Consider the following 16,909-nt stretch of genomic DNA (forward strand, 5'->3'; position numbering starts at 1 on the left):
AAGGAATCGGCATGTCTCCCAACGCCGCGCACCGCACCGCAGTCATCGCCAGGATCGAAACGGTTCCGCTGCGTATCCCGTTGAAGGCGGGCAGCGTACCTGGGGCGTCCCTCTGGGGCGACAGGTTGTCTGCCGCAGACTCGTTACTCGTCAAGGTGACAACCCGCAACGGAGTGGAGGGCTGGGGGGAGGCCTTCGGTTTTCGCGCCGTCGATTCGGCCAAGCTTGCTGTCGATGAACTGATCGCGCCGCTATGCATCGGCCGGGACGCCACTCGCATCGGGCCCCTGATGCTGGAGGTTCAAAAGAAGCTGCATGTTTTCGGACGCGGCGGTGCCTTGACGTACGGACTCTCGGCGGTGGACATAGCTCTTTGGGATATCGCCGGTAAGCTCGCCAACGCTCCCGTGTGCCAGCTCCTTGGCGGCGGAATGACCGCAATGCCTTGCTACGCAAGCTTGGCCTGCTACTCCGATCCCGCACCGGTTCGCGCCGTGGTTCGGCAAGCGCTTGATGCCGGATTTCGAGCAATCAAGCTGCACGAGGCGAGCATGTCGGCAATCCGTGCAGCCCGCGAGGAGGCCGGCCCTGACGTCGAGTTGATCGTCGACGCCGGCTGTCCCTGGACCTTGACCGAAGCCAGTGTTTTCGCTCGAGAACTCAAGCCGGTCGGGCTCAAATTCCTCGAGGAGCCACTTTGGCCGCCGGAGAATTTCGACGGTCTTGCCGAACTGCGAAGAACCAGCGACCTCCCCATTTCATCGGGCGAAAACGTCTCCACCCTAATGGAATTCGAGCGCATGCTCACCGCTCGGGCGGTGGACTTCGTTCAGCCGAGCCCGGCCAAGATGGGCGGCATCAGCGAACTGCGTAAGGTTTTTCCCCTCGCCGCGACCCACAACGTCCCGGTGATGACGCACTCCTTCTACGACGGCCCGGGCCTGCTCGCGGCGATTCATGCGACTGCGGCGCTCGGTACCGCCGAATCCATGGTCGAGTGGCGCTGGTTCGATCTGGAAGCACTCGTCTACGGCGATGCCCTGGCCCCGACGGCGGGCCGGATATCGGTCCCTCAGGGACCGGGCCTGGGGATAGAACCCGACCCGGATGTGATACGCGCTTACCGACGGTCAACGACACCATGACGATGGCCCGGTGGTTTGCGTGCGCTCAGGCGAGGATGCGCAGCGGGCGTTCGAGCAGCTTCACAAGATCCGCGAGAAACACGGCGGCCGTGGCGCCGTCGAGCACGCGGTGGTCAATGGACAACGTGAGCTTCAAGGTGGTGGCCGCGGTGAGCTGACCGCCCCGGACGACGGCCTCTTCCTGGACGGCGCCCACGGCGAGGATCGCGGCCTCGGGCGGGTTGATGACGGCGGTGAAGTGGTCGATTCCGTACATCCCGAGGTTGCTTACCGTGAAGGTGCTACCGGTCAATTCGTTCGGTGTGAGCTTGCCGGCCCGCGCCCGGTCGACGAGCGCATGCGCCTCGATGGCGATCTCGGTGAGGCTTTTGCGGTCCGCATCGCGGATGACGGGCACCAGAAGCCCGTTGTCGGTAGCGACGGCGCATCCGATGTTCACGTGGCCGTGCCGCACAAGGTGATTGCCACCCCACGAGGAATTGACGTGCAGATGGGTGCGCAGCGTTAGCGCGCTCGCCCGGATCAACACATCGGTGACGCTGATTTTCGGCCCGGTATCCGAAAACTCCGCGTTGAGTTCATTGCGTAGCCTCTGCAGCGCGCCGACGTCGGCGACCGCGGTCAGGTAGAAGTGCGGCGCGGCAGCGCTTTCGGTGAGCCGCTGCGCCGTTATGCGGCGTATCGACGACAGCGGCACCTGCTCGTCGTCTTCGCCACCATTTGCCGTCGGGACCGCCGTCGAGGCATCAGGCGGTGTGGCAACCGAACGCTGGTTGATGATGCCGTCGATATCTTTGCGCACGATGCGTCCGCCCGGGCCGGTGCCGGTCACGCCGGCAAGGTCAATTCCGTGCTCACGCGCCAGCGTGCGGACGAGCGGAGTGGCGCGCACCGGCGCGGCGGGCGGCGGCGGGACCGGCCGGGCTTCAGGGGGCAACGCCCGGGGTGCGGACGTGTTGGCTTGCTCGCCAACAGTTTTGGGTAGGTCAACCGCTGTTCGGTCGTCGATGACGGCGATCGGCTGACCGATGGGTACGGTGCTTCCGGGGGGAGCGATGATGCGCGTCAGCACGCCGCCGTCGTAGGCCTCGAGTTCCATGGTGGCCTTGTCCGTCTCGATTTCGGCGAGCACGTCGCCAGGCGCGACAATGTCACCCTCATCTTTAAGCCATTGGCCGACAACGCCTTCGGTCATAGTGTCCGACAATCGCGGCATCAGCACGTCGACCATGGCGGGTCCCTCTCAGTAGGTGAACCGGCTGGCGTCGAGAACCTCGCCGATGACCTTGGTCAGGTCGGCGGCATCCGGCAGGGCCGCCAGTTCGAGCGGCTTGGCGTACGGCAGTGGCACCTCGGCGCTGGCGACCCGTCGGATCGGGGCATCGAGATAGTCGAAGGCGCCTTCGGCGATCGTCGCCGCGATCTCCGCACCCACGCCGTAGCTGAGCCAATCATCCTCGAGGATCACGGCTCTGCTGGTCTTGCGCACCGAGGCGCAGATCGTTTCCCGGTCCAGCGGCCGCAGGCTGCGCAGGTCGACCACTTCGATGGATACCCCGTCGTCCTCGAACCGGCGGGCGACGTCCAACGCGATCACCGTGGACCGCGAGTACGCGAGGACGGTCAGGTCGGTTCCGGGCTTGGCGATCGAAGCCTTCCCGATTTGGCCGATTTGCTCGCCGTCGGGAACCTCCCCCTTGGTGTTGTAGAGCGCCAGATTCTCGAGCAACAGCACCGGGTCGTCGTCGCGGACGGCCGCGGTGAGCAGCGCTTTGGCATCCGCCGGGGTGGCCGGGGTAAGCACTTTCATCCCGGGCACGTGTGCGTACCAGACTTCCAGGTTCTGCGAGTGGGTCGCCGCCAGTTGCTGCCCGCCGCCGCCGGGGGTGCGAATCACCAGCGGCACCGACACCTGGCCCGCGAACATCGCGTGCATCTTGGCGGCATGGTTGACGATCTGGTCGATGGCCAGCAGGCTGAAGTTGATCGTCATGATCTCCACGATCGGGCGCATGCCAAGCATCGCCGCACCGATCGCGGCACCGACGAATCCCCCCTCGCAGATCGGTGTGTCGACTACCCGGGTGGGCCCGAATTCCGCCAAGAGCCCCGCCGTGATCTTGTAGGAGCCATCGAAGACACCGATCTCCTCGCCGATCAGAAAGACCGACTGGTCGCGCAACAATTCGGCGCGCAGTGTGTCGTGCAGCGCTTGCCGATACGTCATCACAGTCATGGCTGTTTCACCGCACCGGAAACGACGGGATCACCCGGCAGCTGGCGTGGCGCATTGGCAACCGCCGTGGCATAGACATAGTCAAACAGCTCACCGGGATTCGGGTCGGGGCTGGCGGCGGCGAACTCCACCGCGGCGTCGATCCGCGCCTCGGCCTGTTCCTCAACGTCGTGCGCCGCCTTTTCGTCGAGAATGCCCGCCTCGATCAACCGATGACGAAACGCCGGAACGGGATCAAGCGCGCGTAGCCGCGCAACCTCGTCGCGGGAGCGGTACTTGGCCGGGTCCACCACGGAGTGGCCGCGCAACCGCTGGCACATCGCCTCGAGCAGGCCGGGCTGACGTTCGGTTCGGGCACGCGAGAGTGCGGCCTTGGCCGCGTCGCGCACCGCGAGCGCGTCGTCACCGTCGACACGTTCCCCGGGGATCCGGTAGGAACAGCCGCGTTTGTACAACTCGGGCTCCGCCGCGGCCTTCTCCACCGGGGTTCCCATACCCAACCCGTTGTTGACGATCACGTACACGATCGGCAGGTGCCACAACCCGGCCAGGTTCAGCGCTTCGTGAAACGAGCCGATGTTGGTTGTGCCGTCACCGAGCACGCACATCACGGCTTCGGCATCGGCGCCGGCGCCGTCGCGGTAGGTAAGAGCCAAAGCCGCACCGGTGGCCGGCGGGATCTGGCCGCCGACAATGCCGTAGCCGCCGAATAGGCGCAACGTGCGATCGAAGAGATGCATCGAGCCGCCGCGGCCCCCGGACACGCCGGTGGACTTGCCGAAAAGCTCTGCCATGACACGACCCGGATCGAGTCCGCGGGCAAGGGCATATCCGTGCTCGCGATAGGTCGTGTACAGGTAGTCGCGCGGCTCCAGTGCCGCCATCAGGCCGACCACCGCGGCTTCCTCGCCCAGGTTGAGGTGGCAGTATCCACCGATTTTCGCCCGCTGATACATCTCGGCTGACCGCAGTTCGAACGCCCGGATCAGCGCCATCTGCCGGTAGTAATCGCGGAGGGTCTCAGCGGGTTCCTGGGCCGGGAATCCGGCGGGCCCACTGAGACCCGGTCTCGGGGTCGGAGTCGGAGTCGGCTGAACTGTCATTGCCCTCCTGCCTGGGCGCCACTAGGTACCCGGTGGTTGCTCCTGCAGGGCGAATTGCGCACCTCCTGCATGGCATTTCGGACACGCGCTGGGGGGATGCTGACCGCGCACCGGCTCACCACAAACCTGGCACACCCATTCCGTCGCCATGACCGCCACCAAGTCATGGCGGCTCACGATCCCGACCAGGCGGCCGGCCTTCATCACCGGAACCCGGCGGATACGCCGGTCGATTAGAAGATGCCGGATATCGTCGGCAGCACTATCCACGGTCACGCTGACCACCGCGGTGGTCATCAGGTCACTCGCCACTTCGCCGGTTTTCGATAGCAGGTCGTACTCGCTGAGCAGACCCAAAAGCGTTCCCGTGTGATCGACTACGGGTACCGCGCTGATCCGGTGCCGGGCGAGGGTGTCGGCCACCTGCTGTGTGGATGCGTCGGCCAGGACAGTGATCACCGGCGACGACATGACGTCTCCGGCTGTCACGTGGGCCAGCGACACCGCCGTGCCGTATTGCGGATCCACATTCGCGAGGTTACGCCTGCCGGGCGTGACTGACTAAGGCTTGCTGCGGGTCTCACCGAGCCATCGCGCCAGAACCGCTGCCTGGCTGTGGTCGACGTCGCGGGTGGCCGTCAGCAATACCAGGTCGCTTTTGCGGGCGATTTCCTTTAGATGCTCGAGGGCGCCGCGACGTTCCGGCGACTTCAATTCCGCCAGATAGCGCCGCCGGAATTCGGTGAATTTCTCGGGTTCGTGGGAATACCATTGCCGCAATTCGGTCGAGGGCGCTGCCTCGCGCAACCACTCGGTCAGCTGGAGGGCTTCCTTCCGCATGCCGCGCGGCCAGACCCGGTCAACCAGCACACGTGCGCCGTCGGACGGCGAAACCTCGTCGTAAACCCTGCGATAGGAGACATGACCGCTCATGGCTCACCCCTCATTGACTCCGCCAGCAAGCGTACTCCGATCGCGTATCGAGAGCGGGCAATTTCGATGACGGTAGGATGACGCAGGAGACCGAATGCCACACCGTGACCAGAACGGCGCTCCGCAGTCGGCCGAATTCGACCGCTGCGCCCCCGATTACCCCCGGCACGCGGCGGCCGACGCCCGGACACCGGGCGCGTTGGAGGCGCGGTTGATTCAGTGCCGGGCTTGCCCCCGCCTGGTTGCCTGGCGCGAGCACGTCGCCGTGGTCAAACGCCACGCGTATCGAGACTGGGACTATTGGGCCAAACCTGTGCCCGGGTTCGGACCGATGGATGCCACTGTCGCGATCGTCGGTCTAGCGCCGGCCGCGCACGGCGGAAATCGCACGGGCCGCATCTTCACCGGTGATCCGTCTGGCGATCTGCTCTATGCGGCCCTGCACGCCATTGGTGTTGCCTCGCAACCCTTCTCCACACGCCGTGGCGACGGCATGGAGCTGAACGGTGTCCGCATCACCGTCCCGGTGCACTGCGCCCCGCCGAACAATCAGCCGACCACCGGCGAGCGCAATACCTGCCGCCCCTGGCTGGTCCGAGAACTGCAGTTGCTGAGCCCCACCCTGTCCGTCATCGTTGCGCTGGGTGGATTTGCGTGGCGGGCAGTGCTCCCGGTCCTTGCCGATGCGGGTTGGTCACTCCCCAAGCCCCGTCCCAAATTCGGTCATGGAACCCACATCCTGATCGCGGATGAATCCCGCCGCCGCGAACTGCATTTGTTCGGCTGCTATCACCCCAGTCAGCGCAACGTGTCGACGCGCACCCTCACCAGCGCCATGTTCCGCGATGTCCTGCAACGTGCTGTGGCGATCGGTGCCGCAGCGCCGCCTTCCCCGTAGTTGCGCCACTGGCGTAAGGCGGATCGCCGGGACAGCCGTCGTGGCGGGCGGTGCCGGCCGGGCCGCGACGAAGCCGCATCCCGGGCACTGTGCACTCGGCGGCCGGAGAGGGATGATAAGACCATGGGCGAGGACGGCATCAGCGACGTTGATCGCAGCGCGGTGATTGATGGCGCGGGCTTACAGCAACTCATATCCGAGCTGATCGATCGCGGGTACCGCGTCGTGGGTCCCACGCTGTCGCGTGAAGGTAACGCGATCGTGCCGGCCGAGCTGACCTCTGCCGCCGATCTCCCCCGGGGTTGGGGAGTGGACGTCGGCCCGGGGCATTATCGGCTGCGGCGCCGAGGCGACGACGCGCTGTTCGGCCATTCGGCCGGTGCCCAATCGTGGAAGCAGTTCCTTCACCCACCGCGGCAGAAGTTATGGTCTGGCACGGCAGATGGCGCGGAAAGCACTGAGCCGCAACAAACTCCGCAGTACGCGTTCATCGGGGTACGCGCCTGCGACCTGTCGTCGATCGCGATTCTCAACGGTGTGCTCGGCGTCGGCGACTACCCGGACCAGGGGTTCGTGGCGCGCCGCCGCAATATTTTCGTGGTGGCGGTCAACTGCACCGAGCCGGGCGGGTTGTGCTTTTGCGCATCGATGGGAACCGGACCTGCGGTCGGGCCGGGCTTGGGGCACCGCTACGACCTTGCGCTGACCGAACGCATCGACAGCAATGGTTGCCGCTACGTCGTCGACGTGGGCAGCGCAGACGGCGCCGCGGTGCTGGCCGCGGTGACGCACCGAGACGCTACCGCTACCGAGATTGACGCGGCACGGTGCGACGTCGCCGATGCGGCCGGCAAGATGGGCCGGCAAATGCCCGGTAGAGACCTGCGCGAGCTGCTGATAACCTCGCGCGAATCCCCGCGTTGGGACGACGTGGCGAGCCGTTGTCTGACTTGCGGCAACTGCACGATGGTGTGCCCGACCTGTTACTGCACAAATGTCGAGGACATCACCGACCTGGCCGGCGAGCACGCTGAGCGCTGGCAGCACTGGGCCTCGTGTTTCGAATTCGATTTCACGTTCATCCACGGGGGCGGCAGCGTGCGGCAGTCCGGCCAGTCGCGATACCGGCACTGGATCACCCACAAGCTCGGAACCTGGCAGGACCAGTTCGGCAGCACCGGCTGTGTGGGCTGCGGACGCTGTATCGCGTGGTGTCCCACGGGGATTGACATTACCGAGGAGATGAATGCGCTTGCCGTCCTCGCCGACGGCGGAATACCAGCGCCAGGCGTGATCGCCGGGTACGACGAGGATGCTCGGGGAGGCCAGTGAACTGAGAACTTGCTGCAGTCAAAGGCGAAGCCGACGACCACCCCGGCGGCTAACCGGCGCAGCTTAACCCACCGATAGGAAGGGAGTCCCTAACACGCGAGCATTGATGTCGTCCTGGCACGTATCGGGTGTAGTCGGCAAACCCAATCAGCTTGGCGCGCATGGTGCCCACACCATGTCTACGGATGCGATTCGCCACCGATGATCAAGCATCCTTCGTTCCGGATGGAACCGTGGTGTCTGCGTTGTACATCGCTCGACCTGGAGATGCTTGCGCAAATCGAATCGCTGTTCGCGCTGTCGAATGGGCACATCGGTTGGCGGGGAAACCTCGATGAGGGTGAGCCACACCGATTGCCGGGCAGCTACCTCAATGGGGTTCACGAGCGGCGAACCCTGCCGTATGTGGAACCCGGCTACGGCTACCCGGAGTCTGGGCAGGTCGTCAAAAATGTGACCAACGGCAAGCTGATTCGCCTGCTTGTTGACGACGAGCCCTTCGACGTCACCTACGGCCGGCTGGACGCCCACGAGTGGTGCCTGGACTTTCGCGACGGAATCTTACGTAGGCGCACCGACTGGGCATCGCCGGCGGGGTGCGCTGTGCGGGTGTCCTCGACCCGGCTGGTGTCGCTGGTGCAGCGTGCCATCGGCGCCATCCGCTATGAGGTCGAAGCTCTCGACCATGTGGTGCGGGTGGTGATCCAGTCCGAACTGGTCGCCAACGAGGCGCTGCCCGCGCCCCCGCCCGGCGACCCGAGGGCGGGGCTACCAGAACTCGCGCCGCTCATCGCTTGCGAACACGTCGCGAGGGGCACCCTCGCAGGACTGGTCCATACCACCGCCAACAGTGAGTTGTGTATCGCTGCGGTGATGGAGCATGTCGTCGACGGGCCCGCCACTACGGTGGTGACCTCCGAGAGTTTCCCGCATCTGGGCCGGGTGACCATTACGGCCGAGCTCCGACCCGGGGACCGGCTGCGTCTGGACAAGTTCGTCGCCTACGGATGGTCGGGGCACCGCTCACTGCCCGCCGTGCGTGATCAGGCCGACGCGGCCCTGTTCGCCGCGCAACAGACCGGCTGGGACGGTCTGCGCGTCGCACAGCGCGCCTTCCTCGACGAATTCTGGTCGCGCGCCGACATCGAACTCGACGGCGATCCCCAGATCCAGCACGCGGTGCGGTTCGCGCTGTTTCACATCCTGCAGGCCGCCGCCCGCGCGGAGGGCAGGGCGATTCCCGCGAAAGGACTCACCGGGCCCGGGTATTTCGGACATAGCTTCTGGGACACCGAAGCCTACGTGTTGCCGGTGCTGACCCAAGTCTTCCCCGACGCCGCTGCGCAAGCGCTGCGCTGGCGCCACTCCACTCTGCCGCTGGCGACCGCACGCGCCGCACAACTCGGGCTGGCCGGTGCCACGTTCCCGTGGCGCACCATCCACGGCGAAGAATGCTCCAGCTACTGGCCGGCAGGCACCGACGCGTTTCATATCAACGCCGCGATCGCCGACGCCGTCATCCGCTACCGTGACACCACCGGTGACAGCACATTCGAGCGTGACATCGGCGTTGAGTTGCTCGCCGAAACCGCCCGGCTCTGGGCATCTCTCGGTCACTATGACATCGACGGGCGTTTCCGTATCGACGGAGTTACCGGCCCCGACGAATACAGTGCGGTCGCCGACAACAACGTCTACACGAACCTGATGGCGCAACAGAACCTGCGTGCAGCCGCCGACGCCGCCGACCGCCACCCCGATCGTGCCCATGCGCTCGGCGTCGACGACGAGGAGACCACCCGATGGCGGGCGGCCGCCGAGGCCATGTACGTCCCCTACGACGAGGTGCTCGGTGTGCACCCACAGGCCGACGGCTTCACCACTCATCAGGTCTGGGATTTCGAAGCCACCCCGGCCGAGCGGTACCCGCTGCTGCTGCACTACCCGTACTTCGACCTGTACCGCAAACAAGTGGTCAAACAAGCCGACCTCGTTCTGGCAATGCACCGCCGCACCGACGCCTTCACCCCCGACCAGAAAGCCCGTAATTTCGCGTACTACGAAAAGCTGACCGTCCGCGACTCGTCACTCTCCGCATGCACCCAGGCGGTCATCGCCGCCGAGGTCGGGCACACCGCACTGGCTTACGACTACCTTGGCGAGGCCGCTCTGATGGACCTCGACGACCTGGAACACAACACCCGCGACGGGCTGCACATGGCCGCCCTCGCCGGCAGCTGGATCGCCCTGATCGCCGGGCTGGCGGGCATGCGAGACCAAAACGGAGCCCTCACCTTCGCCCCGCGTCTGCCCGACGCGTTGACTCGGCTCGCCTTCACCATCACGTTGCACGGGCGGTGCCTCGCCGTCGAGGTCACGGCATCATGCGCAACGTATGCCCTGCGTTCGGGTGGACCACTGCACCTGGCCCACCATGGCCAGCCGATCACCGTCCCCGCCAGTAAGCCAATCACTCTTGCGATTCCCCCCGTATCCGTGAAGGTCCCTCCGCCGACGCAGCCACCCGGGCGGGCACCGAGTCCACGAAGTCACCGCTCGTAGCCTGACTCCGCAACTGCCTTGACCGTCATTTCCGTTGCACGTTCGCGTCACCAAGTCCGAATCGCACGGAGCCGGGGTATTACCGGCCTGGCCGGAGTCCGAACAGAATTCACCATTGCACCATTGATCGAGCATGTGCCGACGATTACTTCGGCCGCTACCGACGGAATAGCTTGTTGCCCAGCCACACTGCCGGATCGTAGCGTCGGCCGCAGACGCGTTCCTTCATTTCGTTGTCGGTGATCGTGATGCCCGCTGGACTGACCTCGAGGGCGCTACACCCGCATCGCCGGCGTTATACGTCAATTGAGCTCCGTACTGGCTACACTTGCCTGGGAGCTATTTAAAGGATATTATTCATTAATAATAACATGTGGTCAACGGCGCTAAGTCGTCGCGCGGGCACGAGTAATCCGATCAGGCTCTCGGCGGCGTGGTTACCCGATCGTCGACGAGAGAGCAGCGAAAGGCCCCTGCCATGAGCACTCAGTTTCCAGACACCGAGACGCTTTGCGCGGTCCTCACACTGGCCACCCGGGCGCCTTCCATCTACAACACGCAACCCTGGCGGTGGCGGGTGGATCGAACGAGCCTGCACCTCTACTCCGACCCGCGCGTACAGCTACCCAACACCGACCCCGACGGCCGTGACGCGATGCTGAGTTGCGGTGCGACGCTGAACCATTGCGTGGTCGCTTTGGCGGCGACGGGTTGGCGCGCCGGGGTGCATCGCCTACCCGATCCGGACGACCCCAGCCACCTCGCGGCCATCGAGGTGTCCCCCCACGCCCCCGATCACACGGATGTCGCGCTGGCGGAAGCGATCTCGCGGCGCCAGTCTGATCGGCGGACTTACAGCGCTTCTCCGGTGCCGGCCGGTGACATCGCCGCGATGGTTGATCTCGCCACCCGGATGGCGGTCATCGTGCGCCAAGTCGACGCCATGGACAAGCTGACCAAGATCGTGAAGCAAGCCGCCCGGGATCACGCAACCAATCGCGATTACCTCGGCGAGCTCACCATGTGGAGCGGGCGATACAGCGCCAGGGCGGGCGTCCCGTCCCGTAACACCCCCCAGCATGATTGCAGTGCGCGGATACCCGGCCGCATCTTCGCGGGACCTGCGCTGGCGCAGCCGCCGGGAGCCTCACCCGCCGCGGACAACGCCGTCATGCTGGTGCTGGGCACCGAGGCCGACGACCGTCTGGATCAACTCCGCGCCGGCGAAGCAGCCAGCGCGATACTGCTGACCGCGACGATGCTGGGACTGGCGAGTTGCCCGATCACCGAACCACTGGAGATCCCGACAACCCGAGACGCACTCCGCTCCAACGTGTTTGGCATCGATGCATATCCCCAGATGCTGCTCCGGGTGGGCTGGGCGCCGGTCAACGTCGATCCATTGCCGCCGACGCCGCGGCGGAGGCTTTCCCGCGTGGTGGAATGGACGAACGTGCCCCAACAATTAGCCAGCATCGGATGAGTGACCGACCGACCACCCAGCGAGCAGTCCATCCTGACGCCTCTGCACGAAATGCGGCGTGCCGGCGCGACATTGCGCGGCTTCAATGCATCAAACGCTTGCTCAGTCGACAAGCCGCACAACCCTCTAGCCAACACGCGCCGCCATGGTCTAGCGTTTACACAGTCACGCTTGTAAAAACTGGCCCCTTGGGTCGCCGATAAGGGAGTCGCGGAGTATGAGCATTGCCGAACGGAGCACGCAGACCCAGTGGGAGGGCCCGCTGGCGTCTGGCCAGGGAATGCTGTCGCAGGGCAGCAGCGCGGCTCTGGATGGCCTGCCGTTGACCTGGGCCTCCCGGACTGAGCAGCCGGGCGGCAAGACCAGCCCCGAGGAGCTGGCGGCGGCGGCACACTCGTCGTGTTTCGCGATGGCACTGGCGTTGAAGTTGGGCGAAAACCACACGCCGCCACAGCGACTCGATGTCACTGCCACCGTCATCCTGGACGCGGTCGACGGAATCCCGACGATCACCACGTCGCGGTTGAAAGTCCGGGCGCAGGTCGCGGGCCTGGACGACGAAGCGTTCGCCACCGTGGTGGGCCAGGCCGCTGCCCTGTGTCCGGTATCGCGATTGTTCGCCGGCGCCACGATCAGTGTCGACGCCGAGCTCGACGAGAGCGAATCCGCCCGCTCCGCGGGTTGACGCAGAGGAGCACGCGATGCCCAGCCTGGCCTTGGCTGTCGAGCTGACGAGGGAACACCGCGAGATCGACGCTGCGATAGAGACTTTCATGGAGACGCTCGATTGCGGCGGCATCCAGTACGAAGTCCTAACCGAGACATTGGAAGCGCTGCGCCGGCACATCTACCTCGAAGAGGTGTTCCTGTTCCCTCCGCTCCGGGATGCGGGGATCGTGATGCCGATCTTCGTGATGATGCGCGAGCATGGTCAGCTGTGGCGCACCATGGATGCACTCACGGATCTGCTCGCTGACGGAAACGACAACTTGCGGCTGAGGGATACGTGCGTGCAGCTGCTGGACCAACTTCACCAGCACAACTCAAAAGAGGAGCCGGTCATCTATCCCAACGCCGACACCGGCGTACCACCACAAACGAGCGCGGAACTGCGCCGGTTCATCGAGACCGGCCGCGCCCCGGATGGATGGGTATGCCAGCAAGCGGGTGGGTGAGGTTCGACTGTTGTGCTCTCCCAGCCCATCCGACAGCCGGAGTCGGACTAAAGGAGGATTCACATGCGCGTCGTGGTAGACCGTGATCGCTGTGAGGGCAACGCGTTCTGTGTGAATATCGCGCTGGAGGTGTTCCAACTCGATGACGACGAGTACGCCGTGGTCATCACCGACCCCGTCCCCGTCGAGCAGGAGACGCTGGTCGAGCAGGCGATCGAAGCCTGCCCTCGCGCGGCGTTATCGCGCGCAGACTAGCATTCGGCTGACGCTGAGGCTGCTCAGTATGCTGCGTCACAACGGATTTCGAGCCGCCTGTCTGAAGTAGCGGTTGCCTACCGCTTAATCAGGCGCAGCCGCCAGGCCTCCGGCCCGCGCAGCTCGTACTGAATTTCGAGCCGGCCCGAGGCGCGGTGGTCGAGTTGGTGCAGGAGCGGGATTGGATCATGTGGAGCCACCAGCACCAGCGCGCCGCCGGCCGGAACGGCGTCGAACGCGCCGAACACGGTGGCATGCCGGATCGAGTGCGGCACGTCGCGAACGTCGAGCACGGGAGTGTCGGTATCGGCTTCGCCACAACCGCAAGTGTGCGATGGCTCGGCGCCGTTGGCTGGGTGGGCATGGCCGAGGAGTTCATGCATCCCGCGGGTCACCTCGACGAGGGAGACCTCTGGATCGCCGGCCACGATCGGCAGGATCCGCTCGTTCTCGTCGGTCAGGTGGGCGTCGAACACCACCCGCAGGGCGTGGCCGGACGCGGCCGCACGCAGCGGTGGCTCGATGCGGATGCGCTCGACGAGTGAGCCGATGATGCGGTGCACCGCAATCATCGATTCGACCAGCGGCCGCGCGCCCTCGGTCCGGGTGGCAGCCGGGTACAGGCGGCCCTCTTCAGCGGCGGCGTGCGGCAGCAGCTCGCCGGTCAGGAAGGCCAGGGCCGCGGCGCGCGCCGGCTCGAAGTCCGCACCACGCTCGACCGCCCACAGCATCGCATCGGTGAGCACCGCAAGCTGTCCGGCGAGCTGAGCGTGATGACCCTTGATGGCTTCGACCGCCTCGGCGTCAGCTGCTGTGGACGCGACGATCACATCGTTGGCCGGCATGTTGGTTCCTTCCCGTCGAGTCCAGAAGCTCCGCTGAGCGAATGGTGACTCATTTGCCCTATGTGCATTGCCTCCTAATTTACTACACTAAATTCCGTGAAAAAAGGCGTGGCCGCCCTGGGGCCCGAACCGACGCCGGTGCTCCGGTCGCCGGTGGCGCTGTCCGGGCAGCGACTGCGGGTGCTCGAGTATGTGCGCGCGCACTCCCCCGTCCGGGTCGCTGACGCCGCCACCGCTCTTGAGCTGCACCCCAACACCGTTCGCGAACACCTCGACGCGGTCGTTGGGCTCGGGCTCGCGGAGCGCTCCACGGCAACCGCATTCGGACGCGGACGTCCGGCGGCGTTGTATCGCGTGTCGGCCGCCGACCCCGCCGTCGCGGTCCGCGATTACGCGGGTCTGGCGACCGCGCTGGCCGGTCATCTGGCTCGCAACAGCGTCCACCCCGAGCGCGATGCGCGGGCGGCCGGCATCGAGTGGGGGCGCGAGCTCATCGACGAGGGGAATGAGGGCGGCAGCGATCCGCGGCAGTCCGTGCTCGAGGCGCTCACCCGTCTCGGCTTCGCGCCGGACGACGGAGAAGGCACCCTGGGCGTCCGACGGGGCATCGCGTTGCGTCGGTGCCCGTTGCTGGACGCGGCCAGCCGCTACCCGACTGTCGTTTGTCAGGTCCACCTTGGAATCGTCGCGGGAATGCTGGAGCGGTTGGGCGCCCCCAATGAACGGGGCCTCGATCTCATTCCGTTCGCCGAACCCGGCGCCTGCCGGCTGTTCCTGCCCGATCCCGCTGTGCGACATGGTGATTGACCGGCGGGTTCCAGCCCGGGCAATACTGCTGGTTCCCGGCGGGTTCGCGCTTTGGCCGGACTCGATTCGGCGCTGGTGCCGCTCGACCTGCCTGCGCCGATCAAGACGGCGAGGCTGACCGAATGCACGGTGTCTCGGTAGTGCTCGGGTTCGTCGGCACGATGGTTGCGCTGAAGCGGCCCGGGAAGCGCCTCTGGCTAGACACTGACAACGAGTGACAGTCCTCGACGACCGCGTATTTTCTTAGGTTGCTTACTGATTGCTACCAGACGTGCCACCGCCAACTCGATTCCGCGGGCCAGTGCGTCGATATCTGCCACGGCATCGTAGTCGGCGAGGACACCGAAAAAGAGGTCCTCGGCATAGCTGAGCATTGCCACCCCGGTGCGCAATTGCATCGCGATCGGCGGTACCGGAAACACACTGAGCACTCGTTGGCCCATGAGCTGCAGTGGCTGACGAGGGCCCGGAACATTCGTCGCCAACGTGGTAACGCCGCGTTGCGGCAGTTGGGTCAACAATCGGACTGCCCATGCGGTCAAGGGAAATGGAATGCGGTTGGCCATCGACACGAAAGCGTGACCCGCCTGGCGCTGACCGTGAGACTTCGTGCGGTTCAGGCGGGAATGGACGGTCCGCAGCCGCTCCACCGGGTGCTCCTCGTCGACCGGTAGGTACGGAAGCATCACGGACACGCGGTTGTCCGTCTTATCGAACGCGTCGGCAGTCCGCATCGACACCGGCACCAACGCGCGAAGCGCATCCGGCAGAGGTTCTTCCCCCCGTTGGAGGAGGACGTCGCGGTAACTCTCCGTGATAGCGGCGAGCGCAACGTCGTTGATGGTGACATCGAAAGTCCGACATATCTGCGCGATGTCGGCGAGAGGGACCCGCGCGACGCTGTAGCGACGCAAAGTTGTTATCGGCCCGTTCAGCGACGTCGTGGTGGGGCGCAGCATACCGGCGGCAATTTCTGCAGCACCCAATGCCGTGCGGGTGGCGGCCGCCGTGATGGCAGCCGATGCGTTCCAAAGGCCTCCCAGCACGCTCAGTGGACTTAGATCCCAGAAACTCAGCGAGAGACCTTGCGCTTTAGGCTCTTTGGTGGCGCGGATATCGGTTGCGAAGCTCTCGCCGATTCCGTCGTCGCATAGGCCGGCGAGCATGTGGGTGGCGGCAATTCCGTCGGCCATGCAATGGTGGATCTTGGTGAGCATTGCCCACCGATTGTCACTCAGGCCTTCGATGATCCAGATTTCCCACAGCGGCCGATCCCTGTCGAGACGCCGAGACAGCGCATCGGCGGCCAGCTGGAATAGCTCTCGGTCGTCTCCGGGCCGTGGTAGGGCAACGTGTCGTATGTGACGGCCGAGATCAAAGTCCGGATCGTCCACCCATTCCGGTGCGCCGAGGTCAAACGGGCGCGTTCGCAGCCGCTGGCCGAACCGGGGGCACGCGCGCACCCGCCGAGCAAGTGTCGCCATCAACGAATCACGGTCCGGGATCGGCCCCGCGATGACCGCCAGGCCACCGATCGCCAAACTCACGTGCCGGTCAGCGTCTTCCGCTTTGAGAAAGCCCGCATCAAGGGTTGTCAATTGATCCACGACCACACCTCCCAACTTTATATGCAACTAGTAGTAACACCATTTTCGCCTGCGCTGCGGGCGCGACAGCAGGGCCAAAAGTCCCCAAGCCGAGCGGCCGGGTAACAGCGCGGAAATCTGCCCCAGCACTCTCAGGCATGGGGCGAAAGATGTTTTGGCACTGTCGGTTAGCGCCTAGATGCATGCGCTCCGACGGGCTTGGAACCATCCTGACCATCCGCCCAAGTGCCCTCTCGCAAGTTGCCCAACCATCTATTTAACGGATATTATTCATTAAAATATCTCCCGCCGCAAGCGGCTTAGCCCGGCTCGCCCGAGTGAGCGCATCAACCGCATTCCCTTCGTACGTCTTGCGCCGCGCCCCCGCCTGGCCAAAGTGTTTGGCGCCAGCCAGGAGCCGATGGTGCGCTCTGTGGCAGGCGCGGCATCGCGGCTGGTAGCGTTGGTAGCACTGTGAGTTTCGGAGTTGTAATACCGTCACGGTGGCCACGACAGCAATCTGCGTCAGCCATCGTTGCTGCGCTAGCC

General features: G+C 65.3%; 16 protein-coding genes and 1 pseudogene. 9 read left to right on the forward strand and 8 right to left on the reverse strand.

Annotated features, from left to right (window positions below; genetic code table 11):
* The first annotated feature begins 11 nt into the window (after positions 1 to 11).
* The gene (locus A5688_RS17075) at positions 12 to 1,145 is read left to right on the forward strand and encodes a mandelate racemase/muconate lactonizing enzyme family protein (protein ID WP_067911805.1); all 1,134 of its coding nucleotides are present in this window, start codon (positions 12 to 14) and stop codon (positions 1,143 to 1,145) included.
* A gap of 25 nt (positions 1,146 to 1,170) precedes the next feature.
* Here A5688_RS17075 and A5688_RS17080 read toward each other — a convergent pair whose 3' ends face one another.
* The 5 genes from A5688_RS17080 to A5688_RS17100 are packed head-to-tail and all read right to left on the reverse strand — an operon-like array spanning position 1,171 to position 5,417.
* Entirely contained in the window at positions 1,171 to 2,376 is a 1,206-nt protein-coding gene (locus tag A5688_RS17080) for a dihydrolipoamide acetyltransferase family protein (protein ID WP_067911808.1), read from the reverse strand.
* Positions 2,377 to 2,388: 12 nt separating this feature from the next.
* The gene (locus A5688_RS17085; protein ID WP_207546689.1) at positions 2,389 to 3,372 is read right to left on the reverse strand and encodes an alpha-ketoacid dehydrogenase subunit beta; all 984 of its coding nucleotides are present in this window, start codon (positions 3,370 to 3,372) and stop codon (positions 2,389 to 2,391) included.
* 5 nt (positions 3,373 to 3,377) lie between these two features.
* Entirely contained in the window at positions 3,378 to 4,484 is a 1,107-nt protein-coding gene (gene pdhA / locus A5688_RS17090; protein WP_067911815.1) for a pyruvate dehydrogenase (acetyl-transferring) E1 component subunit alpha, read from the reverse strand.
* Positions 4,485 to 4,505: 21 nt separating this feature from the next.
* Positions 4,506 to 5,012, reverse strand: coding sequence for a CBS domain-containing protein (locus tag A5688_RS17095; RefSeq protein WP_207546687.1), 507 nt, complete (start codon positions 5,010 to 5,012; stop codon positions 4,506 to 4,508).
* 33 nt (positions 5,013 to 5,045) lie between these two features.
* A complete protein-coding gene (locus A5688_RS17100; RefSeq protein ID WP_067911818.1) occupies positions 5,046 to 5,417 on the reverse strand; it encodes a DUF488 domain-containing protein in 372 nt (123 codons plus the stop codon).
* 94 nt (positions 5,418 to 5,511) lie between these two features.
* Here A5688_RS17100 and A5688_RS17105 point away from each other — a divergent pair, with 94 nt between their 5' ends.
* From A5688_RS17105 to A5688_RS17115, 3 genes are all read left to right on the forward strand, one after another.
* Positions 5,512 to 6,315 carry a uracil-DNA glycosylase gene (locus tag A5688_RS17105; RefSeq protein WP_067911820.1) on the forward strand — a complete coding sequence of 268 codons (804 nt, stop codon included), beginning with the start codon at positions 5,512 to 5,514 and terminating at the stop codon, positions 6,313 to 6,315.
* 123 nt (positions 6,316 to 6,438) lie between these two features.
* Positions 6,439 to 7,647, forward strand: coding sequence for a 4Fe-4S dicluster domain-containing protein (locus A5688_RS17110; protein WP_082955121.1), 1,209 nt, complete (start codon positions 6,439 to 6,441; stop codon positions 7,645 to 7,647).
* A gap of 201 nt (positions 7,648 to 7,848) precedes the next feature.
* Positions 7,849 to 10,209, forward strand: coding sequence for a glycoside hydrolase family 65 protein (locus A5688_RS17115; protein WP_067911824.1), 2,361 nt, complete (start codon positions 7,849 to 7,851; stop codon positions 10,207 to 10,209).
* Positions 10,210 to 10,366: 157 nt separating this feature from the next.
* On the opposite strand, the pseudogene A5688_RS27395 reads toward A5688_RS17115, so the two are convergent.
* Positions 10,367 to 10,477 (reverse strand): annotated as a pseudogene (locus tag A5688_RS27395) (succinate dehydrogenase/fumarate reductase iron-sulfur subunit); the annotation flags it as partial.
* 210 nt (positions 10,478 to 10,687) lie between these two features.
* Here A5688_RS27395 and A5688_RS17120 point away from each other — a divergent pair.
* The 4 genes from A5688_RS17120 (at position 10,688) to A5688_RS17135 (ending at position 13,122) form a co-directional block, all read left to right on the forward strand.
* Positions 10,688 to 11,692 carry an Acg family FMN-binding oxidoreductase gene (locus A5688_RS17120; RefSeq protein WP_067911827.1) on the forward strand — a complete coding sequence of 335 codons (1,005 nt, stop codon included), beginning with the start codon at positions 10,688 to 10,690 and terminating at the stop codon, positions 11,690 to 11,692.
* A gap of 217 nt (positions 11,693 to 11,909) precedes the next feature.
* Positions 11,910 to 12,377: an OsmC family peroxiredoxin gene (locus tag A5688_RS17125; RefSeq protein WP_067911832.1), complete on the forward strand. Its 468-nt coding sequence runs from the start codon at positions 11,910 to 11,912 to the stop codon at positions 12,375 to 12,377.
* Between the two features lie 16 nt (positions 12,378 to 12,393).
* Positions 12,394 to 12,867, forward strand: coding sequence for a hemerythrin domain-containing protein (locus A5688_RS17130; protein ID WP_067911835.1), 474 nt, complete (start codon positions 12,394 to 12,396; stop codon positions 12,865 to 12,867).
* A gap of 63 nt (positions 12,868 to 12,930) precedes the next feature.
* The gene (locus tag A5688_RS17135; RefSeq protein WP_067911838.1) at positions 12,931 to 13,122 is read left to right on the forward strand and encodes a ferredoxin; all 192 of its coding nucleotides are present in this window, start codon (positions 12,931 to 12,933) and stop codon (positions 13,120 to 13,122) included.
* A gap of 77 nt (positions 13,123 to 13,199) precedes the next feature.
* Here A5688_RS17135 and A5688_RS17140 read toward each other — a convergent pair whose 3' ends face one another.
* On the reverse strand, positions 13,200 to 13,967 hold the full coding sequence (locus A5688_RS17140) for a DUF2249 domain-containing protein (protein WP_067911842.1): 768 nt from the start codon (positions 13,965 to 13,967) through the stop codon (positions 13,200 to 13,202).
* A 96-nt stretch (positions 13,968 to 14,063) separates the two neighbouring features.
* On the opposite strand from A5688_RS17140, the gene A5688_RS17145 reads away from it, so the two are divergent.
* The gene (locus tag A5688_RS17145) at positions 14,064 to 14,774 is read left to right on the forward strand and encodes a helix-turn-helix transcriptional regulator (protein WP_067911846.1); all 711 of its coding nucleotides are present in this window, start codon (positions 14,064 to 14,066) and stop codon (positions 14,772 to 14,774) included.
* A gap of 197 nt (positions 14,775 to 14,971) precedes the next feature.
* Here A5688_RS17145 and A5688_RS17150 read toward each other — a convergent pair whose 3' ends face one another.
* On the reverse strand, positions 14,972 to 16,381 hold the full coding sequence (locus A5688_RS17150) for a WS/DGAT/MGAT family O-acyltransferase (protein WP_067911949.1): 1,410 nt from the start codon (positions 16,379 to 16,381) through the stop codon (positions 14,972 to 14,974).
* Positions 16,382 to 16,909 lie beyond the last annotated feature (528 nt).

The sequence above is a fragment of the Mycobacterium mantenii genome, assembly GCF_001667865.1.
GTDB lineage: Bacteria > Actinomycetota > Actinomycetes > Mycobacteriales > Mycobacteriaceae > Mycobacterium > Mycobacterium mantenii_A.